The 26,870-nt window shown below is 42.8% G+C and carries 34 protein-coding genes; 12 read left to right on the top strand and 22 right to left on the bottom strand.

What is annotated here, in order from left to right; all coding sequences use genetic code 11:
• Positions 1-88: 88 nt before the first annotated feature.
• Positions 89-829, top strand: coding sequence for a TraR/DksA C4-type zinc finger protein (locus tag P6709_RS09715; protein WP_278240726.1), 741 nt, complete (start codon positions 89-91; stop codon positions 827-829).
• A gap of 53 nt (positions 830-882) precedes the next feature.
• Here P6709_RS09715 and P6709_RS09720 read toward each other — a convergent pair whose 3' ends face one another.
• The gene (locus tag P6709_RS09720; RefSeq protein ID WP_278240727.1) at positions 883-1,230 is read right to left on the bottom strand and encodes a winged helix-turn-helix transcriptional regulator; all 348 of its coding nucleotides are present in this window, start codon (positions 1,228-1,230) and stop codon (positions 883-885) included.
• Between the two features lie 107 nt (positions 1,231-1,337).
• Between P6709_RS09720 and P6709_RS09725 the strand changes: the two genes are divergently transcribed.
• Entirely contained in the window at positions 1,338-1,718 is a 381-nt protein-coding gene (locus P6709_RS09725) for a RidA family protein (protein ID WP_278240728.1), read from the top strand.
• A gap of 112 nt (positions 1,719-1,830) precedes the next feature.
• On the opposite strand, the gene P6709_RS09730 is transcribed toward P6709_RS09725, so the two are convergent.
• The 3 genes from P6709_RS09730 to P6709_RS09740 are packed head-to-tail and all read right to left on the bottom strand — an operon-like array spanning position 1,831 to position 2,966.
• On the bottom strand, positions 1,831-2,082 hold the full coding sequence (locus tag P6709_RS09730) for a hypothetical protein (protein ID WP_278240729.1): 252 nt from the start codon (positions 2,080-2,082) through the stop codon (positions 1,831-1,833).
• Entirely contained in the window at positions 2,063-2,578 is a 516-nt protein-coding gene (locus P6709_RS09735) for an RNA polymerase sigma factor (protein WP_278241060.1), read from the bottom strand. The genes P6709_RS09730 and P6709_RS09735 overlap by 20 nt, the downstream gene beginning before the upstream one ends.
• Before the next feature lie 16 nt (positions 2,579-2,594).
• Positions 2,595-2,966: a group-specific protein gene (locus P6709_RS09740; RefSeq protein ID WP_278240730.1), complete on the bottom strand. Its 372-nt coding sequence runs from the start codon at positions 2,964-2,966 to the stop codon at positions 2,595-2,597.
• A gap of 178 nt (positions 2,967-3,144) precedes the next feature.
• Here P6709_RS09740 and lepB point away from each other — a divergent pair, with 178 nt between their 5' ends.
• The gene (gene lepB / locus P6709_RS09745; protein WP_278240731.1) at positions 3,145-3,672 is read left to right on the top strand and encodes a signal peptidase I; all 528 of its coding nucleotides are present in this window, start codon (positions 3,145-3,147) and stop codon (positions 3,670-3,672) included.
• 83 nt (positions 3,673-3,755) lie between these two features.
• Here lepB and P6709_RS09750 read toward each other — a convergent pair whose 3' ends face one another.
• From P6709_RS09750 to P6709_RS09765, 4 genes are read right to left on the bottom strand one after another with little or no spacing between them, the layout of a single operon-like run.
• Positions 3,756-4,508, bottom strand: a complete 753-nt coding sequence (locus P6709_RS09750; RefSeq protein WP_278240732.1) for a PHP-associated domain-containing protein — start codon at positions 4,506-4,508, stop codon at positions 3,756-3,758.
• A gap of 59 nt (positions 4,509-4,567) precedes the next feature.
• On the bottom strand, positions 4,568-5,392 hold the full coding sequence (locus P6709_RS09755) for an energy-coupling factor transporter transmembrane component T family protein (protein ID WP_278240733.1): 825 nt from the start codon (positions 5,390-5,392) through the stop codon (positions 4,568-4,570).
• Entirely contained in the window at positions 5,367-7,085 is a 1,719-nt protein-coding gene (locus P6709_RS09760; protein WP_278240734.1) for an ABC transporter ATP-binding protein, read from the bottom strand. The genes P6709_RS09755 and P6709_RS09760 overlap by 26 nt, the downstream gene beginning before the upstream one ends.
• Positions 7,082-7,954, bottom strand: a complete 873-nt coding sequence (locus P6709_RS09765; RefSeq protein WP_278240735.1) for a cell division protein FtsQ — start codon at positions 7,952-7,954, stop codon at positions 7,082-7,084. The genes P6709_RS09760 and P6709_RS09765 overlap by 4 nt, the downstream gene beginning before the upstream one ends.
• A gap of 184 nt (positions 7,955-8,138) precedes the next feature.
• Here P6709_RS09765 and P6709_RS09770 point away from each other — a divergent pair, with 184 nt between their 5' ends.
• Entirely contained in the window at positions 8,139-8,975 is an 837-nt protein-coding gene (locus tag P6709_RS09770) for a MurR/RpiR family transcriptional regulator (RefSeq protein WP_278240736.1), read from the top strand.
• 273 nt (positions 8,976-9,248) lie between these two features.
• Here the strand turns inward: P6709_RS09770 and P6709_RS09775 are convergent, their stop codons facing one another.
• Together P6709_RS09775 and P6709_RS09780 are read right to left on the bottom strand one after the other, a co-directional pair.
• Positions 9,249-9,521, bottom strand: a complete 273-nt coding sequence (locus P6709_RS09775) for a hypothetical protein (protein ID WP_278240737.1) — start codon at positions 9,519-9,521, stop codon at positions 9,249-9,251.
• Positions 9,522-9,828: 307 nt separating this feature from the next.
• Positions 9,829-11,058: a DUF418 domain-containing protein gene (locus P6709_RS09780; protein WP_278240738.1), complete on the bottom strand. Its 1,230-nt coding sequence runs from the start codon at positions 11,056-11,058 to the stop codon at positions 9,829-9,831.
• Between the two features lie 158 nt (positions 11,059-11,216).
• Here P6709_RS09780 and P6709_RS09785 point away from each other — a divergent pair, with 158 nt between their 5' ends.
• Complete coding sequence (locus tag P6709_RS09785; RefSeq protein WP_278240739.1) at positions 11,217-11,504, top strand: TIGR04104 family putative zinc finger protein; 288 nt, start codon at positions 11,217-11,219, stop codon at positions 11,502-11,504.
• Between the two features lie 140 nt (positions 11,505-11,644).
• Here the strand turns inward: P6709_RS09785 and P6709_RS09790 are convergent, their stop codons facing one another.
• Positions 11,645-12,058, bottom strand: a complete 414-nt coding sequence (locus tag P6709_RS09790) for a DUF4279 domain-containing protein (RefSeq protein WP_278240740.1) — start codon at positions 12,056-12,058, stop codon at positions 11,645-11,647.
• A gap of 216 nt (positions 12,059-12,274) precedes the next feature.
• On the opposite strand from P6709_RS09790, the gene P6709_RS09795 reads away from it, so the two are divergent.
• A complete protein-coding gene (locus P6709_RS09795; protein WP_278240741.1) occupies positions 12,275-13,228 on the top strand; it encodes a TRM11 family SAM-dependent methyltransferase in 954 nt (317 codons plus the stop codon).
• 45 nt (positions 13,229-13,273) lie between these two features.
• On the opposite strand, the gene P6709_RS09800 is transcribed toward P6709_RS09795, so the two are convergent.
• Together P6709_RS09800 and P6709_RS09805 are read right to left on the bottom strand one after the other, a co-directional pair.
• Positions 13,274-14,179 (bottom strand): methyl-accepting chemotaxis protein, encoded by a 906-nt coding sequence (locus P6709_RS09800; protein WP_278240742.1) that lies wholly within the window; start codon positions 14,177-14,179, stop codon positions 13,274-13,276.
• A 174-nt stretch (positions 14,180-14,353) separates the two neighbouring features.
• Positions 14,354-14,899: a GNAT family N-acetyltransferase gene (locus P6709_RS09805; RefSeq protein WP_278240743.1), complete on the bottom strand. Its 546-nt coding sequence runs from the start codon at positions 14,897-14,899 to the stop codon at positions 14,354-14,356.
• A 289-nt stretch (positions 14,900-15,188) separates the two neighbouring features.
• On the opposite strand from P6709_RS09805, the gene P6709_RS09810 reads away from it, so the two are divergent.
• Positions 15,189-15,605: a hypothetical protein gene (locus P6709_RS09810; RefSeq protein ID WP_278240744.1), complete on the top strand. Its 417-nt coding sequence runs from the start codon at positions 15,189-15,191 to the stop codon at positions 15,603-15,605.
• Positions 15,606-15,655: 50 nt separating this feature from the next.
• Here the strand turns inward: P6709_RS09810 and P6709_RS09815 are convergent, their stop codons facing one another.
• Positions 15,656-17,098 carry an NAD(P)H-binding protein gene (locus P6709_RS09815; RefSeq protein ID WP_278240745.1) on the bottom strand — a complete coding sequence of 481 codons (1,443 nt, stop codon included), beginning with the start codon at positions 17,096-17,098 and terminating at the stop codon, positions 15,656-15,658.
• Between the two features lie 170 nt (positions 17,099-17,268).
• On the opposite strand from P6709_RS09815, the gene P6709_RS09820 reads away from it, so the two are divergent.
• The gene (locus P6709_RS09820; RefSeq protein WP_278240746.1) at positions 17,269-18,066 is read left to right on the top strand and encodes a LysM peptidoglycan-binding domain-containing protein; all 798 of its coding nucleotides are present in this window, start codon (positions 17,269-17,271) and stop codon (positions 18,064-18,066) included.
• Here P6709_RS09820 and P6709_RS09825 read toward each other — a convergent pair whose 3' ends face one another.
• Both P6709_RS09825 and P6709_RS09830 read right to left on the bottom strand, forming a co-directional pair.
• Entirely contained in the window at positions 18,067-18,606 is a 540-nt protein-coding gene (locus P6709_RS09825) for a GNAT family N-acetyltransferase (protein ID WP_278240747.1), read from the bottom strand.
• 287 nt (positions 18,607-18,893) lie between these two features.
• Complete coding sequence (locus tag P6709_RS09830) at positions 18,894-19,310, bottom strand: GNAT family N-acetyltransferase (protein WP_278240748.1); 417 nt, start codon at positions 19,308-19,310, stop codon at positions 18,894-18,896.
• 256 nt (positions 19,311-19,566) lie between these two features.
• On the opposite strand from P6709_RS09830, the gene P6709_RS09835 reads away from it, so the two are divergent.
• Positions 19,567-20,856, top strand: a complete 1,290-nt coding sequence (locus P6709_RS09835) for a helix-turn-helix domain-containing protein (protein WP_278240749.1) — start codon at positions 19,567-19,569, stop codon at positions 20,854-20,856.
• A gap of 151 nt (positions 20,857-21,007) precedes the next feature.
• Positions 21,008-22,111 carry a DUF2515 family protein gene (locus P6709_RS09840; protein ID WP_278240750.1) on the top strand — a complete coding sequence of 368 codons (1,104 nt, stop codon included), beginning with the start codon at positions 21,008-21,010 and terminating at the stop codon, positions 22,109-22,111.
• 13 nt (positions 22,112-22,124) lie between these two features.
• Here the strand turns inward: P6709_RS09840 and P6709_RS09845 are convergent, their stop codons facing one another.
• The 5 genes from P6709_RS09845 to P6709_RS09865 all read right to left on the bottom strand — a co-directional run bounded on the left by P6709_RS09845 (position 22,125) and on the right by P6709_RS09865 (position 25,117).
• Entirely contained in the window at positions 22,125-22,292 is a 168-nt protein-coding gene (locus tag P6709_RS09845) for a hypothetical protein (protein ID WP_278240751.1), read from the bottom strand.
• Positions 22,293-22,326: 34 nt separating this feature from the next.
• A complete protein-coding gene (locus tag P6709_RS09850) occupies positions 22,327-22,542 on the bottom strand; it encodes a hypothetical protein (RefSeq protein WP_278240752.1) in 216 nt (71 codons plus the stop codon).
• 20 nt (positions 22,543-22,562) lie between these two features.
• The gene (locus tag P6709_RS09855) at positions 22,563-23,147 is read right to left on the bottom strand and encodes a hypothetical protein (protein ID WP_278240753.1); all 585 of its coding nucleotides are present in this window, start codon (positions 23,145-23,147) and stop codon (positions 22,563-22,565) included.
• Between the two features lie 301 nt (positions 23,148-23,448).
• Complete coding sequence (locus P6709_RS09860) at positions 23,449-24,009, bottom strand: hypothetical protein (RefSeq protein WP_278240754.1); 561 nt, start codon at positions 24,007-24,009, stop codon at positions 23,449-23,451.
• Positions 24,002-25,117 (bottom strand): threonine aldolase family protein, encoded by a 1,116-nt coding sequence (locus P6709_RS09865; protein ID WP_278240755.1) that lies wholly within the window; start codon positions 25,115-25,117, stop codon positions 24,002-24,004. Before P6709_RS09865 ends, P6709_RS09860 begins: the two co-directional genes overlap by 8 nt.
• A gap of 193 nt (positions 25,118-25,310) precedes the next feature.
• Here P6709_RS09865 and P6709_RS09870 point away from each other — a divergent pair, with 193 nt between their 5' ends.
• Both P6709_RS09870 and P6709_RS09875 read left to right on the top strand, forming a co-directional pair.
• Entirely contained in the window at positions 25,311-25,757 is a 447-nt protein-coding gene (locus tag P6709_RS09870) for a CBO0543 family protein (RefSeq protein WP_278240756.1), read from the top strand.
• A gap of 78 nt (positions 25,758-25,835) precedes the next feature.
• Positions 25,836-26,147 carry a hypothetical protein gene (locus P6709_RS09875; protein WP_278240757.1) on the top strand — a complete coding sequence of 104 codons (312 nt, stop codon included), beginning with the start codon at positions 25,836-25,838 and terminating at the stop codon, positions 26,145-26,147.
• Positions 26,148-26,201: 54 nt separating this feature from the next.
• Here the strand turns inward: P6709_RS09875 and P6709_RS09880 are convergent, their stop codons facing one another.
• Positions 26,202-26,822: a YIP1 family protein gene (locus P6709_RS09880; RefSeq protein ID WP_278240758.1), complete on the bottom strand. Its 621-nt coding sequence runs from the start codon at positions 26,820-26,822 to the stop codon at positions 26,202-26,204.
• Between the last annotated feature and the right edge of the window lie 48 nt (positions 26,823-26,870).

Consider the following 26,870-nt stretch of genomic DNA (forward strand, 5'->3'; position numbering starts at 1 on the left):
GTTTAGGTTGCTGGTCTATTTTCCACGTGTGAAAACCAACTTTCAGGAAACGATAAGAAGACAGTGAAAAAGTAAAGGAATGAGGAGCATGTTAACGATTCAACAACAGCAAGCCCTACGAAGCGAGCTTCTTGCGAGAAAAAAAGCACTGGAAGTTCACTTTAAGCACAATGATCATTTTGACCTCCAGCGAAGCCAGAAGGACGCTGTTGGGGAGCTGTCTTCCTATGACAATCACCCGGGCGATCTGGCATCTGAATTATACGAAAGAGAAAAAGACCTCGCGTTAAATGAACATGAACGGTTTGAACTTGAAGGTATTTTGGCCGCGCTGCAAGCTATGGAAGTGGGAATGTACGGCCGCTGTATAACGTGCACAGAGGAAATTCCCTACGACCGATTAGAAGCACTGCCCGCCACGCGTTATTGTGTCGACCATACACCAGACCGAAACCAATCCCGTAACCGTCCAATTGAAGAAAAGATCCTGACAGCAGATTTCAGAAAAACAGAGCGAAGCAAAAAGCAGGAAAGTGCCGTCTACGATTCGGAGGATTCCTGGCAGGACGTGGCTCGCTATGGAAGCTCAGACTCACCATCCGACCTTGAACATCCTCCTTCAGAGTATGAAAACATGTATGCGGACTGGGAAGAAAACCACGGGTACACAGAGGAATACGAAAATTTCGTCGGAGTTGATTTAGAAGGCAACATGACGGTTTATCCGAACAAGCAGCATGAACGCTACGAGGATGTACTCGATGAGGATAATATCATGTCTTTACTGGGTGATTTGCCATCTGAGGAAAAAGACCCTTATACAGATTGACCATATGATGTGAATGAGCCTGGGACAAATAGGTCCCAGGCTCATTCACCGGTTCACGTTGCTTCAGGGGGACGGTTGTGATCTCCCCACTCACACAAGTGCTCCAGCACAGGCAGAAGTGTCTCTGCTTTTTCCGTGAGGCTGTACTCAACCTTAGGAGGAACCTGAGGATACTCTTTGCGTTTCACTATTCCATCCTTCTCCAATTCCTTCAATTGCGAACTCAACATTTTATAGGTTATCGTCCCAATTCTTCTTTTCAGCTCATTAAATCGTACCGGCTGATCCTCGGCTAGAATGTAGATAATCAACATTTTCCATTTTCCGCCTATGACCGATAACGTATAGCCAAAAGGAGTTCCATGAACGGTGCCATTCTCTTTAAAATCTGCTGTCCCCATATTCCCACTATCCTTTCAGATAGTACCTATTAAAAAAGTGCGTACTATTTTTTAGTTTAAGGTCATTTTATACTGAGGTCATATTGAAGTAAAGGAGAGAAAAATAAATGACTGCAGTGAAAACGTACGATCATGGTCTTTGGGATCACGGGATTACACAAGGATACAGCGTCAATGGCACAATATACATTTCAGGGCAATTTTCTCATTCAAATGAAGGAGTATTCGTTGGAGAAAACAACATTGAGGAACAGACGCAGCGGACACTTGATAACCTTGACCGTGTGTTGAAGGGATTTTCGATTACGAAATCAAACCTGGCTTATGTCGAGATTTATCTGACTCATGCGGAAAAACATTCTGAAACGGTCATACGGCTATTTAAGCAGTATCTGGGACAGCATCGTCCTGCCGGCAGCCTGATCGGAGTAAACTACCTGGCGTTTCCTGAACAATTTATTGAAATAAGTGCTGTCGCGCACAACTAGGAATTGATGTAAGAGGAAAGAAAACAATTACACTCCACTCAAAACCCAAATAGCCGCATCTTTTAATAGGCCGTTCTATTTGGGTTTATTATTTGCTTTGATGTCAGCGATTCTAAACAAAAACCAGCACCGGCAAAACAGACAGCACTGCACCGCATAAAACCGGACCAGTTTTTACAAGCATTATTCCGTTTAGCGTAGACACCATGGGATCAATGGGATTTTTTGCAGGTGAAGCCAGGTAATTAATAAATCGCTCCCACCTTTTTTTTCGGCTGTGCAGTGGGATATCCGGTACCTTGACATGATACTCATCCAGCTTTGATTGTAAAAATCGTTCATTTTTAAAGGGATCTTGAGACATTTTCTTCACCGCCCAGTTCTTCTTTTAATTTTTTGATGGCATAATGCAATCGGGATTTCACCGTTCCCTTTGGAATATCAAGCACGCTGGCGATTTCTTCATGCGTTAAATCGTGATAATAAAATAGCAGAACGATTGGCCTGTGAACCTCGGACAACGCAGCAACCGCCTCCCGAACGCTCATCCTGTCTGCAAGATCTACCTCCTCCTTATCAGAAGGCGTTAAAAAAGGAAGAAACGACCTCCATTTTTTTCTCCGATTCAGCTTATCAATCATCAAGCGGTAGGCAATTTGATATAAATAGGAGCTTATTTTCCCTTTTTCCCTCTTATATAGGTGTTTAGATCGCTGCAGTTTAATAAAGGTATCCTGAACAATATCAATGCTTAGCTGTTCATCTCTGCTGTATCTGTATACAAATGAATAAATGGGTCCTTTTAAAAGCAGATAGAGCTGATCGAGCGACTCCATGTCCCCTTGCTGATAAGCAATCATCAACTCATCTGCACGTTCAAACAAGGTCCTCTCCCATGATCGCTTTTATTGCTTTCAGCGTAATCGTCACACGGCTGATCAAATAAAGGATGCTCAGCAGCGTCCAGACCTGTGCCTGATTCGTAAAAAACTGTACATACACATTTTCTACAGACTGTCCGTTTGACACTAAAAGGTTCAGCGCCTGAACACAGATAATAGCGTATATTGATAAACTGAGCGTTAAGGTATCAAACACATTCCACCTCAAATATATTTTCGTTTTTTTATAATTAACTTTTCCATTTTCACGAACCACATGTTTGCGGTCCATTGGAATGGAAATCGCGAGAATCACAGTCGTCATCACCCCAACCACGATCAGTGAAACAATCCACCCTGTCCCCATGCAAACTCCCCCCTTCTGTTTATTTACTTTCTATACTGTCGAAAGCAAGAAGAAGTTCACTTAAAAAATAATTCAATTAACAAAAGGAAAAATCCTCTATTTGTGAAGTGATGATTGACAACAGAATATTTTTCCTATTAACTGAAATTAACCCATTAATAAACAGGAGGGACATTTGTTGAAGCAAAGCCCTAAAAAAGAATGGATCTCATGGCTAAAATCAATCCTGATGGCTTTTATCATTGTTTTGATTTGCAGAAATTTTCTCTTTTCACCTGTATTGGTAAAAGGAATTTCGATGGAGCCTACTTTTGAAGATCAAAATCGTGTGGTGATTTCAAAAATAAGTGAAATCGAAGCATTTGATTTAATTGTGTTTGACTCTCCTATATCATCCGATCAGCATATTAAACGAGTAATCGGTTTGCCGGGAGATGAAATTGAAATAAAGGAAGACATCCTTACCATTAACGGCACCCCCTATTCTGAACCCTATCTTGAACAAAACAAGGAAAAGCTGCTTTTTGGCGAGCCTTTAACAGGCGATTTTTATCTTAAGGTTCCGGAAAAATCTTTATTTGTTCTTGGTGATAACCGCAGAAAAAGCATGGACAGCCGGGAGTACGGAGTGATTTCAGAAGAAGCGGTTTTAGGAGAAGTAAAAGCACGGATTTATCCCTTTGGGGAAATAGACTGGTTTCAATAAATCTAAGAAGGAGCGTGAGACAAAACTGTCTCACGCTCCTTCCCGGTTTACTCCGCTTCATCCGGATGTATACCGCAGTTTTTTTAAATAGTAATCTGCTCTTTCAATTCTTTCTTGATCAATGCAGCAGACCGCACTTTTACGTCTAAGCAATCAGAAATGCAGGTTTGATATTGCTGCTGACGGATCGCTTCTTTCAACTCGTCGACCGTTCTGCATACCTCTTCGAAGCGATTGCTAATCGCTCCATATTGCAGAAAGTGATGAGTATCGCTTCCTCCAACTACCGGAACACCATATTGATCTGCAAATTCCGCCACCAGCTTTTCCATTTCAGGGCCTGCTTTAAACAGATCTTTACCATTTAAATCAAACGCATCAAACTGCTTAAGCAATGCCGGATCATGGTGATGGAGCGGCGTCGATTTCCGCAATGGATGTGCACCAATTTTAAGCACGTTATAAGGCGCAAGCAGATTAAATAAATCCGAAATTGGAATGAAGTTATCTTCTGGGGTAAATGCAGTCAGTTCCATAGAAATCGAGCGAATGTCATCACGATTTCCAACAACAAGGTAATGTCCGACTTCTTTTACATCGATCTCCATTCCCGGAAAAACGGTGAGTCCATTTACATCATAGGTATGTCCGTCATAGGGAAATGAATGGTCCAGCATGTCATAGACCTTAAGAAAGTCAGGTGCATTAAAATGTTCAGTAAGGGCCAAAGCCGTTAACCCTGCCTCTTTTGCTTCATTCATCTTTTTTGTAAATTCCTCTAAATCAACAGGAATTCCTTTAGATAGCTTTGCGTGTGTATGAAAATCAATAATCATGTACGTAATGCTCCTTTTATCTATAAAATCTGCCTCGTGTGCAGTCATTTACGGTTAAATTAAGCAGTGAAATAAGGGATTCCTGAAAATATCATAAGAAGAAAACACATGGTTCCTCCTAAAAAAACAAGATCCCCGGCACCGACTTTCATATAGGAAAGCTTCTGCTTTTTCGCTTCTTTACTGTGAAGCGAATATGGAAATCCTCTTACTTCCAATGCTTCTACCGTTGTTCGCGTGCGTTTTGCCACATTTAATATCATGGGATAAAACGCCAGAACCATGATTTTGCCGTAATAAACAGCCATTCTCCAGCCGAGGACCCCTTTTTTCTCAGGTCCCTTTCCACGCATTAGAAAGGATTGAAAAATATGCTGATACTCATCAAGCAGGATGGGCAGCATGCGATAGCCGTAGGAAACACCGAACCCAAACTGCGCTGGCACTCCAAAGCTGATCAAGGCGTCGCTAAGCTTTTCCGGGTCCATGCTTGCGAAAACGGCAATACTCGCAATGGACATAATCGTGATTTTCATCGTAAAGGTCAACAAAGCAAGAAACGCCGTAATGTCTCCCCCAAAGAAAAGCACCACTACTGTAATCCAGCCAATCTCACTTACAACCCCAAAGGAAAGCAGACCTAAAATTAAAGGACTCACCTTTGAAATGATGGCCAAAATCGAGGTGAACACAACGAGAGTAAACAGAATCCACTCGTTGAATGTAAACCACGGAACAATGCTGACAGCAAGATACCAGATGATTAATATTCGAGGATCCAATTGGGCTAAAAATGTATCACGATTGCCAATAGCGGTTTTCATCAGTTCCATTTTCACGTACTCAACACTTAACTTTTCACGCCATGCACTCAAGAGCTGCACCTACTTTCATCGCCTCTTCCATTTCTTTTACAGATAAAAAGACCGGTTTACACCCTAATTGCAGACTTAATTCCACGATTTGAGGGGGACGCAGATTCGCCTTTTTCCACGTTTTTTCATCCTGGAATAAGCTACGGGGGGATCCGTCAAAGATGACTTCTCCCTCTTCCATCACAATGACACGTGTGGCCCACTCTGCGACAAGTTCCATATCATGCGTTGCGACAATGACGGTTTTGCAATGATCAGATGTTTTGTGGAGCATACGCGTCATCTCTCTTCGGGACACAATATCAAGACTCGCCGTTGGTTCATCCAGCAAAAGAACCATAGGCCGCATCGCCACTCCTATCGCCATCGAGCTGCGTCTTTGCTGTCCTCCGCTGAGCAAACGGGCATCCCGCTTGGAAAGATCATGCAGATTAAACGAGGTGGACAATTCAGACAAGAAAGCCTGATCTTTTTCCAGCCGCCCGCGTGACCGTGAAAAGAAAGATAGATCCTTTTCTACTGTATCCTGAATCATCATTTCTTCAGGGTTTTGAAATACATAGGCAACATGATCCGATAAATCTGAAACACGTATTTTGCGGATCGGGTTTCCCTCCACGCGGATTTCTCCGTCTGAGGGCCTAGAGAGTCCGGCAAGCGCTTTTAGAAGCGTCGTTTTACCCGCTCCATTTGTTCCGACAAGGGCGACCTTCTCTCCCTCTCCAAACGTCAGGGAAATATTATTTAAAATGGTCTTTTTATCCCCGGCCATCGTTCTGACATGATGAGAGACGTCTTCTGCTTCAATTGTTTTCAAAGCATTTTTCTCACCGTTTACCATCTGGCGAGATAAGGCCCTGACCTCTTTTGGAATCGGCTGGAAGAATGACACACCCTGCTCAAGTGTAATGGGGTAGGACATATTCCGCTGTTCATTCAGCCCCGCAGCGAGCTGAGTAACCTGAGGAGGATAAATCCCAAGTCCCATTAACTCCTGCACCCGCGACAGCCCTTCATGAACAGGCAGCTTCCAATTCACCTGACCGTCCTTCATTAAAAGAAGAGTTCGTGCATAATCTGCAATAAATTCGGTATGATGTTCAATCACAATAATCGTTTTGCCATGTTTTTCATTTAATTCTTTTAATTTTTCATAGATTTTCTTTGCATGGTAAGGATCTAATTGAGCCACCGGTTCGTCTACTATGATAATCCCGGGGTCTAAAGCCAGCGCGCCGGCAATCGCGGTCAAATGCTTTTGACCTCCGCTCAGCGACCAGATGCTCTGATCTTTTAAGTGCATTAAATCCAGTATCTCAAGAGCCCATAATGCCTTTTCTTTGTAATCCGGTTTCCCAAAATTTAAAGGAGCAAAAGCTACATCATCCAAGACAGTTGGCCGCATCAGCTGCTGTTCAAAATCCTGATACACATAGCCGACTTCCTGACTCAATACAGCCACCGCACTAGTAAATGCCTCTTTTCCATTGACTGAAACTGCACCCTTGACGTCTCCTGCGTAATAATGAGGGATTAATCCATTCATTGCTTTACATAGAGTCGATTTTCCGCTGCCGTTATTCCCTATGATGGCAAGAAACTCTCCCTTTTCTACTTCAAGTGACGCTCCTTTCAGTACCCATTCTTCACTGCCCGGGTACCGAAAGTGTACGTCATTCATTTGAATCAATGCCTGTGTCATGCGATCTTAGAGTCTACTTTCTTTTGAGATTTCCCCATTTTAACCGCTATGGTTACGATAATAATGAGTACAATGGCAGCAGCGGATATCGGCAGCCAGATATATTGAGAGCCAAACTGCTCTAAGAATTCAGGTTCCCATACAGCAAAGTTTATATCCATTTCAGCCATAAACTCTGCCACAATTGCAATAAAGCCTAAGAAGATTGAAACAATTACAAATCGAAGCGAAATCCATTCTGTCATGGAAGCCTGAGGACGCGCATCCCGTGGTTTCATTCCAAGCAAAGGCTCAATCTTTCCATATAGTCTAGGAATAAAATAAAGAGTAGGAAGCAATCCAAACAAAATACCCGAGATCACCATTTCATTCACAAAACTGAACGCCTCGATCGCCACAATACTTTCAGGCAGACCAGGAACCGCTTCGATTCCTTCAATACCAAACCATACTTTTCCGATATCGACAATGGTGCTGAGCATCTGATCGATCCCCACCCCAATAATGACTGCTAACCCAACCTGGCGGCGATTTCTTGGATCTTTTACCAGGAGTCCCGCAATATACATGGCAAGTGTAAATTCAATGAATCCTTCTAATTCACCAAGACCACTGAAATCTCCCATTAAAAGATCGCCAAAAATAATTTCTCCAACAGACGCACCAAGCGCCGCATAAAGCGGATTAAACAAAATACAAAGAGTAAGAGGGATAAAAGCAAAATACGAAACAGATAATTCCACTGGACCAAACGTAAACTCCGGAAGTAACTCCGTGAATAAATTAGCCAGTCCAAAAAGGGACATCGCCAATATAAAGATCATCATTTTCTGAGACTGAGTAATTTGCTGCCGACCTAACTCTGCCATTGTTTTTTCCTCCCTATTTTCAGTTCCTTTTTTCTTACATGCTTATCGTACGAAATGAAGATAAAGGGAAAATATAAATAAGATTGAGGTTTTGTAAAAGAATTTAAGTTTTTGATAAGAATGAAACTTTTTTTACATCCTTTCTCACTGCCTCGATATACTCTAGTAAAAGGGAGTGATCGGCATGCAAAATTCATTGGAGAAAAAACATGGACAGTTTACATCGAAACAGCTCCGCGTGACGCAGGTGCTCGATAAAAGGGGGACGAGTGTGGCATATATGACAGAGCAGGAGGTGGCAGATGAAGCGAAAGTGAGCATTGCAACGGTTTCAAGATGTTGGGCACTTCTCGGTTATATGAATTTTAAAGAGTATAAAAAAGCTATGAAGAGAAAACTCGAAGTTACTCCGGAGAATAAACTTAAAAACGCAGTTGAAGAAGTGCAGAAGCAGGATTTGCTGACAAATATGGTCCAAAAACAAATGAATCATTTAGCTGAAACGAACCAGCATGTATCAAGAGAAGATTTTAATGAGGCTGTTCTTCTGATTTCACGTGCTGACCCTTTATTCATCTTTGCTCCCGGTCCGTCTGAGTCTCTTGGCTGCCTTTCACAATTTCGTTTATCACGATTGGGAGTGCCTGTTACAGTAATGCCCAAAAGCGGACATGAATTATTTGAATCCATGATTCATTTATCCTCCCGCAGTGTCTTATTAATCTTTCAATTTGTGCAAACACTTCCTGAAACAGATGTTTTAGTAGATTATGCAAAGGAAGTGGGCTGTCCTGTAATATTGGTGACGGACCGATTGTACTCGGATCTGCATCGTCAGACAGAAAGTACGTTATTTGCAAGGCGCGGGGAATTATGGGAATTCCATTCAATGGTGCCTCCCATGATGATTATTGAATCTCTTATCGTGGGGATCGCGATGCTGTTAGGAGAACCTGCTATGGAGAAATTGGAATTACTTAGTAAGGTAAGAAAAAAGTATAAAGCTAAAATTCCAAAGTAACGATTGATTTGATTCCTATCAAACAAAGAGCTTGGGACAAAAGTGTCTCAAGCTCTTTGACCGGTTCGCTGCGCTTCAGGTGGACGCTTTCCGCAGGGACGGCGCTGAGCCTCTACAGGCCCTTGCCCTGTAAAGTCTCAGCTTGCCGTCAAATCCTGCAGGAGTCGCCACCTTCCGCTCCGCTCTCCTCTTACTATTGATAAATACTTCTTCATTCTTAAAATACTTTTGAGTTTTGTCCCAGCCTCTTTACGCATCCATATCTGAAATCTTTTAAGGAGATGTTGAAAAGCCTCCTGCAGCAGCTAACATAAAGAATAGGACTAAGACAACGATATAAACGACCAAAAGAATTCCTGTTACAATCAGCATCGCACGGGAATACTTTTTTCGCTGGCCTTCTTCAGAACCGAACCCCCATACAAACAGCAGCACAAGATTGACCAATGGAATCATTAATAAGAAAAGAGTGCCAACCCAGCTTTTGGTGGTCATTTCCTTGTGATCGTGATTTGCAGGATAATTTGAAGCTGTTTCCTGTTGCATTTGTTTCCCTCCTTTCTTTAAACTCGAAGTTAAAATGGAAAATACTTCTTCATTTCTATACCTTTGCACACTTCTATTTAAACTTGTATATAAGATAAAAGTTTCATTATATGATAATTGAAGAAGTAAAATTGATCTTAATACTTCTAAAAATGAGGCTGGGACAAAAGTGTCTCAGCCTCATTGGCCGGTTCATTGCGCTTCAGGTGGACGCTTTCCGCAGGAACGGCGCTGAGCCTTTTCCAGGGTGTTGGCCTGGAAAAGGCTCAGCTTGTCATTTTTTGAGTTGTATCCCTGCCTCTTTGCTTTAAGCTTCCTTAGACTGCTTATTGGCTCCGGCGTAGGTCCATTTGCGCCAGATAAATTCAAGCGGACCCTGATTAAACTTTTTCAAAATCAAGTAGCTGAGCACCACCTGTACCGCATAGATCACAATCGCAATCCCTACGCCCTGCGTTTTTGATACCTGGCCGAAAAGACCGAACCCGTATCCATTAAAAATGATCACCGCAATAATCGATTGCATCAAATAATTTGTCAGCGCCATGCGTCCAACCGCTGCAAACGGCATAAGCATTTTTTCAACGGAAGATTTCCTTGTTGCAAGAACAACAAGCGCCACATAAAACAGCATAAGAAGCGGCCCGCCGAGCATATTCAAGCCCTCTGCAACTGGAGAAGTTAGATATGCCGGCCAGTCAAACACATTATATTGAACGGCTGCTGAAAGGCCGACTAATGGCGCGCCAATGCCAAGCCCGAGCCATAAAATCTTTTTCCATCTTTTGATATTGCCTTCGATATCCTTAAACATGCCGGTTTTACCGAAATAAAGACCGATTAAAAACAGCGGCAAAATGGTTGGTACTAGCAGAAGGACCTGGAAAAAGATAAACAGAACTTCATTAAAAAAGCGAAAAGACAGGATTTCCCCGTAACTGCCTGTTGCCATAATCGATACCGCTGCGAGCTCTTCGGCCTTGAGAGATTCAATCGTCTCAAACCCTTCGGCAATGGTATATTCCATGCTCCAGCCGCTGCCGATCAGAAGAAGGGTAAAAAATAAACTGCCTGCAATCAATAAAGCTATACCCCAAATTTTAATGACTTTAGGTGAACGGTGAATAAAGAGCGGCAGCAAAAATCCTGTAATGGCATATGTATGTAGAATATCGCCCGACCAGATAAAAACAAGATGAACGATTCCAAGAAGTAATAAAAACACAAGCCGCCGCATAAACAGCTTCGTTGCCGGAAGATTTCGCTGCATTAAACGGGAGTAAAAAATATAAAAACCTAATCCAAATAACATCGAGAACATTGGATAGAATTTGCCGTCAACCAGCAGTGCCGTCAGAATAGTCAGCGCCCCGTTCAGCCCCCCCTCAGGCAGACTCTCTCCTTCAACCAAACTGCTCATATTGTTAAAAATAGGGGTCTTAAAAGCAATCATATTTGCGATCAAAATCCCAAAAAGCGCAAACCCCCTGATCATATCCAGTGAATGGATTCGATCTCTCATTGATATTGAACTCATTTTACCATTCCCTTTCATACCTTTTTCCCTACTCATATCCTACTTTATCCCGGTTCCTTTCTCAATAATAATTTGGAAACAGCAACCATACAAAAACGAAACTTTTCAGATCAGTATACGTAGAAGATAGTAGAAGATGAATGGAAAGGAGAATGAATATGACTGTCTGTGCGTATTGCGGAAGAGAGTGGAAATGGAAGGATACCTTTAAGAGGCTTGCATCCTTTAAAAACACTATGAAGTGTCCTTATTGCAAGAAATCTCAATTTCAAACCGCATCGTCAAAGCAAAAAACATCCATGCTGATTGTCTCACCATCTCTGCTGCTGCCTTTGTTTGTTATGTTTAGTCTGTCTTTGCCGCTGCTTCTTCTCTGCTATGTCACTGTGTTTTTATTAAGCCCATTACTGGTCAAACTGACGAAGGAAGATTCGCCCCTTTGGTAAAATGCTCCCTTTCTATGGTCACGACTCAAGAAAAAAAGCCACAGCTCCAATAATCGCAAAGAATATAGTCAGCACGAAGACAATTCCAATAATGCCCCATGTCCGTCTGCTCATGCAATCCACCTCTTTTCATAACGATTCTATTTCATTTCAGCATAAGGGTGTGCATATAAGTCAACATCCACCTCTGCCTGAATGCTGTGAATAAAATTAAGCTGCGGAAGATCCAGATGGAGTCCAGGGGTCGTTCCTTCTTCTATATAAATAACGATCCCTATCGTGCATGCTGCATTCAGCTCCTCCTTTAACGCATTTATTACATCTTCTTTGCCATGAAGCATGCTCAATACCCGATCCAGCTGCACTTTCACATCAATTGATTCTTCTTCCTCCGTTCCATAATGCCAACGGGTACTGCGCTGTAAACGCGGAGATGATCCCTCCATATGATGGATAAGATCTCCTTTCTTATAGGTTAAAGTGGGGGAAATGCTTAAACGTGCTGTAACATCCTCTAAAGAAAAATCCTCTGCCTCGAGTTGAAAATCAACCATCACTCTAGTCTTTTTAATAATCAGTCACTCCTTTTTTTATTTCCCTTCTTCTATTTCCATAAATAAACATCTTTTTCCTTCTAATACAATTAAAATGAATTGAATCCCATAAAGCTGCTGCTCAATGTCCACAGGTATTTCCCCATTCACCCGGAATCTTGATATACTAATCCTCAAAGCTCTTTATAAAATAAGAGCGAAAAGGATGGGACTAATTTGAACAAATGGCCTGCTACAGGAGATTTTATTTATACATATGCTTACAATGAAGAAGAAAAAGATCTCTGCCACCTTGAAATGCGCTCATTATTTGGCAAACACTCCGAGACGAAAATAGTGAAAACAGACCGTGACATTCACCCAAGCCGCAGTCCTTTTGTGAAGGAACGGATCCAGGTGCTGTTTGAAGGCAGCACGCTTGAAGAGCTTTGTCAAAAGCTAAAAGACGTAAAGATGGGCGGCTCCACGTTTAAAGTGCTGTTTGTCAAAATCAATGATTTAACCGGATCCGACAAAATAGAGTATGAGCAGAAAAGACAAATTGAACGGGATCTAGGCATGATTATAGAGGGGGAACTGGATCTTCACCAGCCGGATGTTTTCTTTGGATTAGTTCCCTGTGAAGGCAGCTGGCATCTGGGTCTTTATGAAAAAGCGGAACCCGTCTGGCTGAATCACGTGAAAAAACCCCGGGAATACTCAACCGCATTAAGTACGCGCACAGCAAGAGCCGCAGCCAATATCGCCGTGCCAGAGCCAGATGGAAAAACAGCCATTGACCCGTGCTGTGGAATTGGAACAGTTCTTGTAGAAGCTCTTTCAATGGGCATCAACATTGTGGGACGTGACATCAACCCGCTTGTGGTAACAGGGTCCCGTGAAAACATCGCCCATTTCGGCTATTCAGGCGACGTCTCCATTGGCCCGATTGATGAGGTAACCGGAAGCTATGACGCGACCATTATTGATATGCCCTACAATTTATACACACATGCCACACCGGAAGAACAGCTTGATATTCTTGTAAATGCACGGCATTTCACGAAGCGGCTTGTCGTCGTCACGATTGAATCGATTGATCAAATGCTCGCGCAAGCCGGCTTTACCATCACTGACCGATGTGTTGTGATGAAAGGGAAGTTTTCCAGAGAAATTCTTGTTTGTGAGTAAACTAAAAACCCGCTTCTCTTTTATCAGAGGCGGGCATTTTGTTAGTTAAATGATCTCCATCAGCTTTCTCGCCTGTTCGTCGAGACCTGCAGCTGTCTGTGAAATCCCATTCAAATCACGTGTCGTATTGGCAATTTGCTGCTCGCCCTGTGTGATGGATTGCTGAGCCTGATTGATTCCCTCAGAGATTGTTTTAATCTCTTTAGAAATGCCTTCCATTGTATTGCGCACCTGCATGATTGAATCTTCTACGCGCACTGACAGCTTGCGCACTTCTTTTGCCACAATATCAAACCCTCTTCCGTGCTCCCCTGCACGCGCGGCTTCAATTGCGGCATTCAGCGCAAGCAAATTCGTTTGAGCGGCAATATCGCGAATGGTGTTAACCACCTTTTGAATTGACTGGGATTGCTCCTGCAGGCTTGCGAGTGTTTGAATATTGGAGGATGAGACCTTTGCCATTTCCGAGATGCTGGTTAAAAGCTCTCCGCTTCGCTTAATTCCCTCGCCTGCACTGCTTGACATTTTGACCGACATCTCCTGCAGTTCTACTACCATTTCGGTTACCGCCGTCTGACGCGAAGTTATATTGGTAGCGACTTTTGACACGCCAATCACCTTTTGTTGATCGTCATAAATCGGCATATAGGTCGCTTCAAGCCAAATTTGGTTTCCGTCTGCATCTTTACGTTCAATTTTATCCTGATAACTGATCCCCGCCCACAGGTCACGCCAAAATGATTTGTATTCTAAACTTCTGGTGAAAGCATCGAAACAAAAGGCGCGATGGTTCATGCCGATCATTTGCTCTTTCGTGTAGCCCATTGATTGAGCGAATAAATCATTTACATAGGCTACGTTCTGCGCCCGGTCAAACCGGATGATTGCCAGATTGCTTTCAAGCGCCCTTACCACTAATTCATCTGAAACTGTCGTTATCGTCTCTCTCATGCACATTTCTCCTTTTTAATCGACTGTATCTAACTATATTTTAGCCTATTAAAGAGAAGAAGCGCTACCTTTTTTGTGTCTTTCTACACAATATATATATATTTAAAAGGTATAAAGTACCATATATTAAAATTCAATAATATTTGTTGTCTGCCCTCAGCTTGCTTCCCAACCTTACCTGCTTGTCCACTCATTCCGCAGCATCCCGTAAACCGCATGATCTACGAAATGATCGTACAGCCACTCCGCCTGACGAATTTGTCCTTCATAGGTAAATCCAAGTCTTTCCGGGATCGCCCGGCTTTTCTTATTCCCCGCTGCTGCCCGGATGTCTACCCGGTTCATGTTCAGCTCTTCAAAGGCATACCGTGTCAGCGCCTCAGCGGTCTTTGTCATAATCCCATGACCCTGAAATTCTTCACCCAGCCAATACCCGATTTTTGCCGTTTTATTGGTCCAGTCAAGCTGGTTGTAGCCTGCAACACCTGCAAGCTCTCCCTTAAAAAGGATTAACGCATTCAGCCCCTGATTGGCGATATACAGCTTATTGCTTCCTGCAATAAAGTGTTCTGTATCTTCCACTTTTGTTGTAAAATCAAGCCACGGCAGCCATTTCTTTAAATGGGTTCTTGACTGATCGGTTAAACGGAATAAAGCTTCAGCATCGTGCTTTTGAGGCAGTTTTAATTCAAGGTTTTCATCAATTTTATGTACAAACATTCGTGGCTCCCCCTTATCGGTCTCTTATCTCTTTGAGCAGTTCAATAACCTGTTCATTCTGCTTTTCTATCGATCTTAATGATTTTTCAATTGTACTTGTCGTAACATACAGCACAATCAAAATGGCAATTCCAACTAACTACATACGATGCCTCCAATTTTCAATAGTACTTCAATTCCAAGTATTTTAAAAGAAAGAAAGGAACTCAATGTTTTTTTAAAACAGTTCGAACAAGGATAATGATCTGTGAGAAAATAAGAAGACAATTCGGGAATGGAGTGGCTTTCTATGTCTATTTTCTCACCCCAAAATCAGTCTATAGCAAGTAACCGTACGTTTCTGCACTTATTTAACTCGTTGTCCTTACTCTTTTTAGGAGGCATTCTTTTTACATTTATTCACCCGTTTACGGAAGGCTTCTCTTTTATCTTTTTCGCCATAATGGCTGTGATTGGATCTTATATCAGCCTCTTCTATGCATGGATTTATCCAACGAACAACTGGCCGAAAGTCTTTGCCATTACCTTTCTTTTAAATGCTGCCGGGCTTGGCTGGCGTGTGGCGCTTGAATGGGGAGAGGCCAGTCTGATCCCTTATCTTACCTTGTACAGAACCGGAAGTTATCTTTTTCTGACGCCTTTATTGATCACCGCCGTGTACATATTTATCAATAGAGTTATACACGAAAGAACTCGTACCGATTAATAGAGAAGAGAAAACCCGTCTCCGCCATAGTAGGCAAAGACGGGCATTCACTAGGCTTTTGCGATTGTTTTTTGGCGTCCTTCTTTTTCTTCATGCTGATCGCTTTTCATCAGATGCTGAAGATGGCGTTTGAACAGGGCCATTACCCATAAATGGACTTTGGCTTGCGTGTATTTGTAAATTGTCCAAGGCAGTGCGGGTCTGTAGCCATGAATGGCAATAATGCACTCCTGCGTATCGGGAATCTGGCGGAACTCAATTCTTCCTTTGCTGTCTTCACCGACATTGGCAAAAAGTCCTCCTGTAATTAGATAAAGTGCACGGGTGTCTGTGCTTCTTTCACTTGAGTAGGTCAGCTCCAAAATAGAAGCTGCTTTTGAAAACAAACGGATTTTACAATTTTTATCCTCATCGAGATCTACGGATAAGAACGGCCGGGCAAGACGGGAGATCCAATTCATATACTCTTCCCCTGCCCAATTCGCTGTTTTCCCCTCCGGCAGCATAACCCGCTGAACCGAGCGCACGTCACTTCCTGTTGGAGTAGATGTAAGAAATGCAGGCTTGTCCGCGCCCTCTTCTTTTTCAGCCTTCAGCGCTTCCTGTGCCGCTTCTTTAAATGTTGTTTTGCCATCGCTGATTCCCTCAATCGTATCTTGGGCTACCATAGGATGCTTCAGGCTCTCGATAAGCGGATACGCCATTTCCTTTGGCGAACCTGTTACGAGTGTTACCCATAAACGGGAAAGATTTACCGTTAAGAGCGGGATATCCACCACTTTTGGCTTTTTGCCCATTACTTCTGCAGTTTGAATCAGCATTTCTTTATAGGACATAATCTCCGGACCGCCGACATCCACTGATTTATTTTCCACTTTCTTGTTTCCAATGCTGTTTTTTAACGAGCCGATGACATCTTTTAATGCAATTGGATGCGTTTTGGTCCGGGTCCACTTTGGCAGCAGCATCCACGGAAGACGCTTCACAAGCTTTGAAAGAATCGGAAATGAAGATCCTTTAGGACCCACAATCAGTCCTGCACGGATGGTTGAGACCGGCACCCCGTAGGACCCCAGTACTTTTTCTACTTCCAGCCGGCTCTTTAAATGGCGGGAAAGCTCTTTGGTGTCCTTTGGAACAATTCCGCTCAGATAAATGATTTGTTTGACACCCTGCTTTTTGGCAGCCTGCGCAAAGTTATCCGCTAAAATCACATCCATGTCCTCGAATTTCGCCTGTGTCAGCTTGGCAGAAGGCTTCATAGAGTGAATAAGATAAATCGCATAATCGGCTCCTTCAAGCCCTTTTTCCGCGTCACCTTTTGAATAAAAATCACATGAGCGCCAGGTGACATGCTCTGAATCTTCTTTATCATCGCCACTTCTAGACAGCGCAATCACATCTGCTTTCTTCGTGATCTTTTCAAGCAGATTACTTCCTATATATCCAGTGGCACCTGTAAGCGCCACAACTGGCCTTTTTGTTTCAGTCATCCTATAACTCTCCTTTTTTGAACACATTTACCTTTCTTTACCCTTTCCTATTAAAAAGGAACAAAAGCAAGCACATCGAAGGGTGGAGAACTGCATGCAGACAGCTTTGTCATTTTTTCTTCATCTGCATAAGGTAATGAAAGAAGCCTAAATAAAAGGAGCGTTTTGCGATGCCCATCATGGATAATACTTTTTTTGTTTATACGGTTCAGCCCGGTGATACACTGACTTCCATCGCCTATCGATTCAGCAGCAGTGTATCTGCTATTGAGCAGGCAAACGCCCTTTATCCTCCTATAACAGATCCCGGCTTAATTTTTCCCGGACAGAGGGTCGTCGTTGAAAAAAATGGACCTGCTGTGATCTACCGAATCGTTCATGGAGGTGATACGCTCTACCAATTTGCACAAGATTATTCTTCTGCAGTCGACGTAATTTATGGGATCAATCCTCAGATTGGGAACCCTGATCTTCTTTATGTCAATCAGCCTGTTTTCGTTCCCGCTTTTATTTACCGGGTTGAAGAAGGCGATACACTCGCTAAGATCGCAAAGCAGTTCGGGATTCCACTATCCGCATTATTCAGTGCCAATCTCAATCGCCCAGGCTGGTCACCGGACGTGATCTATCCCGGGTACGATCTGCTGATTCCTCTGTCTTCTTCCCGGAATATTCTTGTCACCTCACCAAGGCCCGGAACGACAGTGGCTGCAGGACAAACGCTGTCAGGCTTTGCACGGGCATTTGAAGGAAGCATTCTTTATCAGCTGAAGGATTCATCAGGCGGGATGGTAACAGGGGAATCTCCTATCCAGGCATCTGCCGGAGGACCTTTATACGGCACCTTCTCTATTCCTATTCAATTTGAACGAAGCCCCCAGACATCTGCCGGAGAGCTTTGGGTATACGCAAGAAGTGCTGAAGATGGACGGATAATTGATTTGGTGAAGATTCCTGTCATGTTTTAATTAAGTGTCAGCGGGATTAATGATCGCAAGCACCTGATGATCCTCCCATTTGCCATTAATCTTCACATTCTTTTTTGCGATTCCTTCTTTATGAAAACCTGCTTTTTCTAAGACCCGGATCGATCCAATATTGCGGGGCATCACACCCGCTTCAAGCCGGTGAAGCTTCAGCTCTTTAAACGCATACGCTGTGAGCAGCTTGACGGCTTCGGTTGTGTAGCCTCTGCCATTATGGGCCTGATCCAGAAAATATCCTACAACAGCATTTTGCAGCGATCCACGTATGACCTGAAAAAGGTTCATGGTGCCGACCAATTCATCGTTTTCATTTTTGAATACCCCAAATTGATAGGTAAGATCCAGTTCCCGATCCTGTTTAAATTGTTTGATTCTCTCAATCTGCGCTTTTTCAGTGTAGAATGAATCTTCCCTTAGCATAGAAAACATTTCAAAAAATTTTCTATTTCTTGTTTGTAGCTCTGTTAACGCTTTTGCATCCCTCTCCTCGAATGGACGCAAATAAATGGACTGCCCTCTCATGACAACCGCCTCCTTTTTCTCTAGTTTACATGAATGCACTAAAAAACCCTGTGGCTATGTGACTCAGATTCTTTGACTGGCTCGTTTCGCTTCAGGTAGACGCAGGTACTGCCTCACCTCATACTAACGATAGATTCTCCTGGTATTACAACGTTCTTCGTTGTTTCCCTGCCTTTTTTCCAGCAGTTTGTCCATACAGGGGTTAACTATGGTTTCTCTAAATTAACCACAAAAAAACACCATTCATCCCTCATGTTCAGGACGAATGGTGTGTATTTTAGGTTATATTAATCACTCGCTGTTTGAACCGATAAATACAGAACGTCCTGACCATCGTGTTCTTCTCCACTTGGCACAAATCCAAAGTTTCTATAGAGTTCGTTGGCAGAGTCGTCGTCTTTTGAAGCGTTCAGGCGAATTTCTGTACAATTTTTAAAATTCTCCCTTATCCAATCTACAATAGATGCTAACGCCTCTTTTTCATAGTCTTTTCCCTGATGCTGTTCATCAATGGTGATCGCGTGAATCCAGTAGGTGTTAGTGATTTCATCATCATAACCATATAAAATGGTGCCAATCTTCGCACCTTCGTCGTGGATTCCGAAAAACACGGTTTTCACATTTTCATCTTGGGGTATGATTGACTCTTCATTTGATTGTTCTGCCCATTGCTCTTTTGTGATTTTTTTAAGTTCAATGTTCATGGATAACTCCTCCATTCATAAGAAGGACGTAAATAAGATGCCCTTCTGCGCTTTAAAGCTTTCCATTCAGGTTTGAATCATTATTGCATAAGACCTCCCGAATTTATGGTTTGGCCCTATTTTTTGTATACCCTTTCCTCTGTTTTTCATTCATTTTCTCTGCCAAACTATGTAAATGAATGCTAGAGGATTTAAAATCTGTATAGAGGGAAATCTAGCAATGGGTGACCATCCTAACATGGGGGTGAAATGCATCATGGAGGCAGTTATTAAACTAAAAGAATATAGAAAACTGCAGGGTCTGACACAGGCAGAGCTGGCAAAGGGCATTTCCAATCGCAGTTTAATCAGTCAGATTGAAAAGGGACTGGTAAAGCCGTCTCTTTCACTGCTTCGTCAATATAGTGTCCGGCTTCAATGTGAACTTGACGATTTATTTGGCGGGGAAATGGTTCTGGATATGATTGATCTTTCGAGTACACTGGCCGAGATGGAGCTTCTTCTGACAAACCGGAAGCCCTGCCGTCATCTGGAAGCTGATTTTATTTTATTGGAAAAGGTTTCAGATCAGATAGCTGAGCAGGAAAAAGCGCTATTGTATTATTGCAGAGGTTTGTATTGCCGGTATTATTCAAAGGAGACTGATGAAGCGATTCAGTTTCTTGAAGGAAGTTTCAGCTTTTACAGTAAGACACGTTTATTTAATGAAAAGATCCGTTGTGCCAATGAACTGGCTGACCTGCTGATTGAGCTGGATCAAACCGATCAAAGCTTTCTTTATTTGGAGGCGGCTTATAAACTCGTGATTAAGCATAAAATAGATGGCATCGAACAGATCCGCCTCATGGTCAGCATGGGGATGGCGCATGCCAAAATCGGAGAACACCGCTCTGCCATCCGGCTATTAACGACTGCGATTGAAAACTCGAATGAAGCCAATATAAAATTCAAACCGGGACAAGTCCATATGGTCCTCGGTATTTGCTTGAAGAGGGAAGGCCTTTTTGAACTGGCCCTTGAGCATTATGAAAAGGCGCTGCACTACTATGAAGCCGCAACCGATTTATTAAATGCAGGCGGGATCCTGACGAATATCGGAATTGTTCACCGCCTGCTTCAAAATTATGAAGAATCCATCCGGCATGTAACGTATGCCTACAACGTGTTTTCCGAACTGAACGATCCGATTGGTCAGCTGAACGCAAGCTATGAACTGGCTGCTACCCATTTCTACAGAGGAAATCATGATGAAGTTCTTGAGATATTCAAGGGAGTCCAGAAGTTAAAAAAAGAAGGTCTTCCACCTTTCACTCTTGTTAAATTTCTGCTGATGGCCGGAGATGCATGTATGCTTGCTAAGAAATCAGCAGGAGCACTGTCTCACTACAAACAGGCATACAAGGACCCTTCCAATACAGCAGAGCAAAAAATGCAAGTGTTTGCTCACGTCGTTCAATCGCTTACGGCACAGCAGCTGACTGAACAGTTAACGGACTGGAATAAAGTGATGAAAGAAGACACGGCCCTGTTTGAGTTTTTGTATTAGCCCTCTCCCTTCCTGCACGCCGTCCGGGAAGGGAATCCAGCCCATAACCCTCTCTTTCACCCCCTAAACAAACGATTGTTTAAATCCCTTTCACCATTGTCACTCATGATCTGAAAAGACCTGCCATACACTGTATGGGAGGTGTGATCAGATGGTACGAAAATGGCTGGCGTCGTTCTTTCCATCCCCAAAAAAACATGAAGAAATACAGATCGTCTCCCTCCATGACCGCTTGCAGCTCAATAAGAAATGGCAGAAAAAGGCCCCAGTATCCACCCTCACTTCACAAGAGACCACCATCGTCCAAACAATTTTAAAGGAAACCTCCCGGCTCAATCTGAATAATGTCACTAGAACCCGCGCTTACTGGAGCCTTTATCGCAGAACACCTGAACTTCATTGGGCCTTTCTTGCCCATATGGTTTCCAGAAACGCCGGCTGGAACATGGCCGACTTGAAGAGTATCCTTAACCAGCTGCTGTCTTATGATCAAACAGCCGTCTTTTTCCGTTTCCTCGAAAAAGCCAATCACCTGATCTTTGAAGATGCATACCCTCAGTTGTTATTGTATGAAAAAAGCAAAAAGGACCGCAAAGACTGGTCCTATCTTCTTCCTCACTTTGGTGTATCCAGCTTTATGACTCCGATCTGGGAGCTTTTTATTGAACAAAAAAGCCACGAGCGTGATCTTCTTGCAGTCGCCCTCATTATAAATGAACAGCATTTTCTAGAAAAACAGGTCATGGAAAATGTATTTTTCCAGGAAAAGGTCATTCAGTCCTTTTCTTTTCAGATGCAGGAGCTGCTCGGTCTGACCCATATATTATTTCCTTCTGACCAATCCGGCCGCATCGCGCTTTTCGGGTTATCCGTTCAGCAGTTCTCAAGCCTTGCTTCAAGAATTGATATTGGAAAATCACTCTACACATTACTGTTTAAAAGCACGGACGTTTTGGAAGGAAGTTCTGCGTTTGCTGAAAAAAATCCGCATACCGGTTCAAGGGCAGACTATTATCCCGACTTGTTTACAGCTCAAAAAACGCCTCTTAAACTGTACAGTCCCCCTCTTACAAGCGTCTGGCCCAATCAAATCCACCCTCCTGAAAAAAGAAAGGACTGGTTCAACCCGGAAAAAGAAATTTTTCATTTCTTTTCACTTCCTAAAGCCACTTCAGCTGGACCCATGAGCGAAAAGCATCTTGCTGCGATGATCAAGCTTTCCGGCTTAAATCACTTGCACAAACTTATTCCATAGTAGCCTCTGCCGCTTAATTCGTGTTAAAAAGTGCTGTAAAAACCACCGAGAAGCTTATGCAAAAAAGGAATGTCACGATCCAATTTAATTTACTGGTCGTTTTTAATAAAATGTTTAACACCGAACTGATCGCAAGCATGATCAGAAAAACACCTATGAGTGATACGCTATTAAAATCCATCTTTTTACTCCTTTCCGTTTAATTAGCCAGTCCATCATCCTCCTGAATGCTTTATTTTTCTTTCATATGAGGAATCATCTTTTTCATGCTTATGAACGAGTTCCTTATGTATGTCTTCTAGGAGATCGATTACTCTAAACAAGCACCCCAGAGCAACCGCGCCTGCGATCGTCAATCCAAGCAAAGGGTCAATGCTTACGAGAAATAAGCCTGCGCCTGCACATAACACAATCACTAAAAACATAAACATGCCGTTCCATCCTTTCGTCGTTAATAGTCAATCCAAAATCCTGCAATATTGAATCCTTTAAGCGTTTCCTGCTGATCTTCTCCCTCTTCAATGACCATAGAGCCAGTTGCTATAATGCCGTACCAGTGAAAGGTGTAATCCGCGACCGGCATCACTTCTGCCTCTGTTTTTATCAAGTCATCTGAAGTGATAATAGACGTGACTTTAACACATTCAAAGTCGTATAAGCACTCGTAGGTTCCGTTTGAACTAACGTGTTTCAGGAAAGAGTCACGGTGAGTTGGGACGAAAAAGCCCATTATCAGCACCACAAAAACCACGGTGGCAAGAACTTGCACCACCTTTTCTTCCTTTTCCTTCTTTGTGGCAATCAAAATTCCGATAATTGCTATTAAAGCAGGAACGCTCAGCCATTCGATCTGAAACAAAAAAGAACTTATAATGGCCAGACCTGCAATCAGATACAAAAAACGGACCAGTGTAAGTGTTGAGTTGGCATCAACCACTTCCGTCCAGCTTTCTTTTTTGTTTCCGGAAAAAATATTCCGATATAAAATTACGACCATCGCACACCAGACAACGATCTTTATAGCAAGCTCAATCATGGCCGTCCCCCTTGCCTTCATTATGAATCTTGCATCTAATTAATATAGAATTTAAAGAAAATACCAATAGTAACTGTAAACTTCCATCCTAACAAAAAATGGTTTATTACTGGTACATAAGGGGATTAAATTACTATATTCTTAAATTAAGGAGGAAAACTAATGAATAACAGGAAATGGTTGAATGGAATTGTTTTGTTTCTCGCTGGGCTTGCTGTCGGCGCTTTTGTCATTCCTCTCTTTACCGGCTGACTTCCACCAATCAATCTGTCAGTTGTATTCCATACGGTTGACAGTTGATTCACCCCTTTAAATCCTGCCCAGCGATACTTTCCCTATTACCGAGAATCACAGTATAAAACCCGACTAAAAACATGACCTTCAAAAGCAAGAGAACACTTACTAAAAGTTGGGCTATTTCAGGAGAAAAGAAATAAAACAGCCCCGCTAAAGTGAAGATGGTCATCATAGCTGCACACAGAATACTCAGCCTTCTTGTACTGAATTCATCTCCCAGCCCTTCAAGAAGAAAGGAAATAATCACAAATACCATAAACATCCCTGCAATGACAAAACCGGTCCCCACTAAAGCGATTGCTGCCATATACGAGTCCAGCGCCATGGATAAAGGTGAATTGCCTGAACCATTTAACCCCAAAAAGAGGATGCTGTGAACGATCATGAAAATAACATAAGGCTGAGTCTTCAGTATGCTTTCATTCTTCATCCCCAGTTCCTTAACTCCAAAATAGATCAGACTATAGCCAACCAAATTTGTACCATAAAACGCAGTCCCATCCTCAAAGAAACTTGTATTTGTTTTAAAGAATACGAAAAGAAATCCAAAGAAGATCTTATTCATAATCTGCCTCATTGCTTAAATCTCGCTTCATTTGTTGATTAAGTAAGTCAAATGCCCTTGTGACGAGTTCTTTCGGAATCTCAGAATACATATCTCCCATATGGACTTCAAAATAACAAGACTGTTTATTTATTTCTTTTAAATGGCTGGTCAGTCCAATTCCAGTTTGCCGTTCTACCTCTAATAAGATTGGTTCCACCTGCTCTTTGGAAAATTCAATGTGAACATGAAACATATTCGAAACAGGTACGGCGGGGAGTGTAGAGATGCCGTAGCAGGAATTAAACTGGTCAGCCACTTCCTTTGATTCTCTAAAATACTGCTCCATTTTATGTGCACGCATGTCAAAGTAATAGTCTGCTGAGATGATATAAGGATACAAACTGATTAGATCACCGCCGTACCGCCTTTTCCATACTTTTGATTGGTTGATAAAATCCTGAGCACCTGCCAGTATGGCGCCAGCAATTCCGCCAATCCCTTTATATAAAGACACGTAAACACTATCAAACATGGCACACACTTCAGCGGCAGTCTTCCCATAATAGGGCAAAACTTCAAGCAGCCGTGCTCCGTCAAGATGCAGCCTGATATTGTTTTCACGGCAATACTTCGAAATATCCCGGAGCGTTTCAAAGCTTGGCAACTGCCCGCCTATTTCCCGCTGCGGCAGCTCCAGAAGTACAGCTGCCACTCCGTTTTCCATATTCATCACATCACTCAGATCAATGACCCGATTGCGGTCCGCTAGAAGAACCGTTTCAATGTGATGCAGCTCTTTTAAACCATCTTCTTCATGAATTTCAAGATGACTAAGCGGGTGGTAGGCCACTTTTTTATCTCCTTTTTCATCACACCAGATGCGTAAAGCAATTTGCTGTGCCATTGTCCCGCTGGGGAAAAAAACGGCGTCTTCTTTTCCAAGGTATGAGGCCATTTTGCTTTGGAAATCTTCAATGATTTGACCAGTTCCATACAGATCACTTTCCAATTCCCCATTCTTTTTCTCAAATGCCTTTTGTAAAACCTGAATATTACGCACGCCATGATTGGCCAGCTTATATTTGGTCTGGTTGTACACCTTTTGCAATTGACTTGCTTCACCCATTCTTTCTCCCTCCTTTCACTCCGTTTGGACACCCATTCTCTTCCATCATTCCACATGCAAGCTGAAGAATCCTTCAGGTTTTAAGATAAAAAAAGAAGACTATCTATGTGTATAAACCTTGATGAGTCTACTCAAGCCATTTTTAGCCAATACTGCTTATATAGAGTACTCACTTAAAAGGACGTGATCAACTGTGTTATTTACCACTCTATTCGCTTTTATCGTACCCTGGGCAATCATCCTCTTTATTTTAAAAATCGATTTAAAAATCATTGTACTTATTGCACCGATTACAGCGGTGCTGACATTTACTCTTGATGCCTGGACGATTGCCTATGGCTTCGCCTCTGTGTATCCTTTTTCAGCAGAAACCAATTTCGCTTCCCTGCCCATGGCGCTCGGCGTGATGCCTGTTTGTGCCTCGATTTTCATTTATCTTGTGAAGCGCTATGCTTACTCACTTGCCTGGATCGTGGGTTTCATACTGTTTTCTACTCTACTGGAATGGTTTTTCGTTCAAATGGGGCTGATCCGATACGAAAACAATTGGAATATCTGGTGGACTTCTCTTGAGTATGTAACAGGCTATACCGGGGTTTTTGGCTATTACAAAGTACTGAGAAAGCTGGAGCTTCTTTAAGGACTTCCATGTTTATGTCCTGCCCCTGATGTTCATACTGGCAGGTAAACACATGAACATGGAAAGAGAGGCATTGTGATGGAAGGAATTATGTTAATCAATAAGGAATACAGCGTTCCATTCACTCCCTGCAGCATCACCTATCAGCACAAGCAGCTGACTGACTTTGTTCGGAAACATCAGATCCAGCTAAAGGTGTTAAATCCCTATCAGCTTCATCCTTTTTACACGATCCCGGACGCGCTGTTGTACGATTTAAAGCGAAAAAACCACACACTTGATGTGCTGCTGATCTATTCAGCCGACGTTTTTAAGCAGTATGAATATATTTTTCCTGATTATTGGGAGAAGCTGATGAATCACTTTCAAGAAGTACGTTATGTAATGTAAAAAGCCTGCTGCCTGACACTTTAAACGTCTTGACAGCAGGTTTTTTAATGTGGCCTATAAGATTGAAAAAAGAACAATAAGACCGATAATCAATACGATAACGAAAATGACAGCAGCGACCGATAAAATGACGCCTAAGCCCTTCCAGCTTGAGAACCCATGAACGATCCCGATGGCTTTAGCGGTAATGACCACGCCCCATATTCCAAAAACCGCAGATAAAAGCAGCGTAATCATATAGGTGCTCATTGGCAGCGTGGTCATTTCGAATGTATCAGGATCCGGCGCCTGAAGAAATTGCTCGCCGTAAATTAAAGCCACCACTATATAGACCAGACCAATCGCGATCTGCGGAATGTAGCACGGTGCCATGGCAATAAACATGCGGCGGTAATTTCCTGATCCGCCGAACCATTTCCCCACCATCGTGTAGAGCCCTCCGGCAATAAAAGCACCTGCGATCCCTGCAGCGGCTCCAAGCAAAACAGCCAATAAAAACACAACTGCCACCGGAAGAGATTGTTCAAATCCGGAATCCTGCACGTTGACGAGCCCTGTACCAATCCCCGCTGCACCGGCAACCGCAACGGTGAACCCAAAACCTTTATTTCCGAGCACCTCACGGACGGTTTCTTTTGGTTGTGTCCACACAGATAAAAATGGATTACGTGTCATTTGCATCATCTCCTTATCAAACTATGTACAATATGCTTACGATTGATA

Source organism: Jeotgalibacillus sp. ET6 (assembly GCF_029667115.1).
GTDB lineage: Bacteria > Bacillota > Bacilli > Bacillales > Jeotgalibacillaceae > Jeotgalibacillus.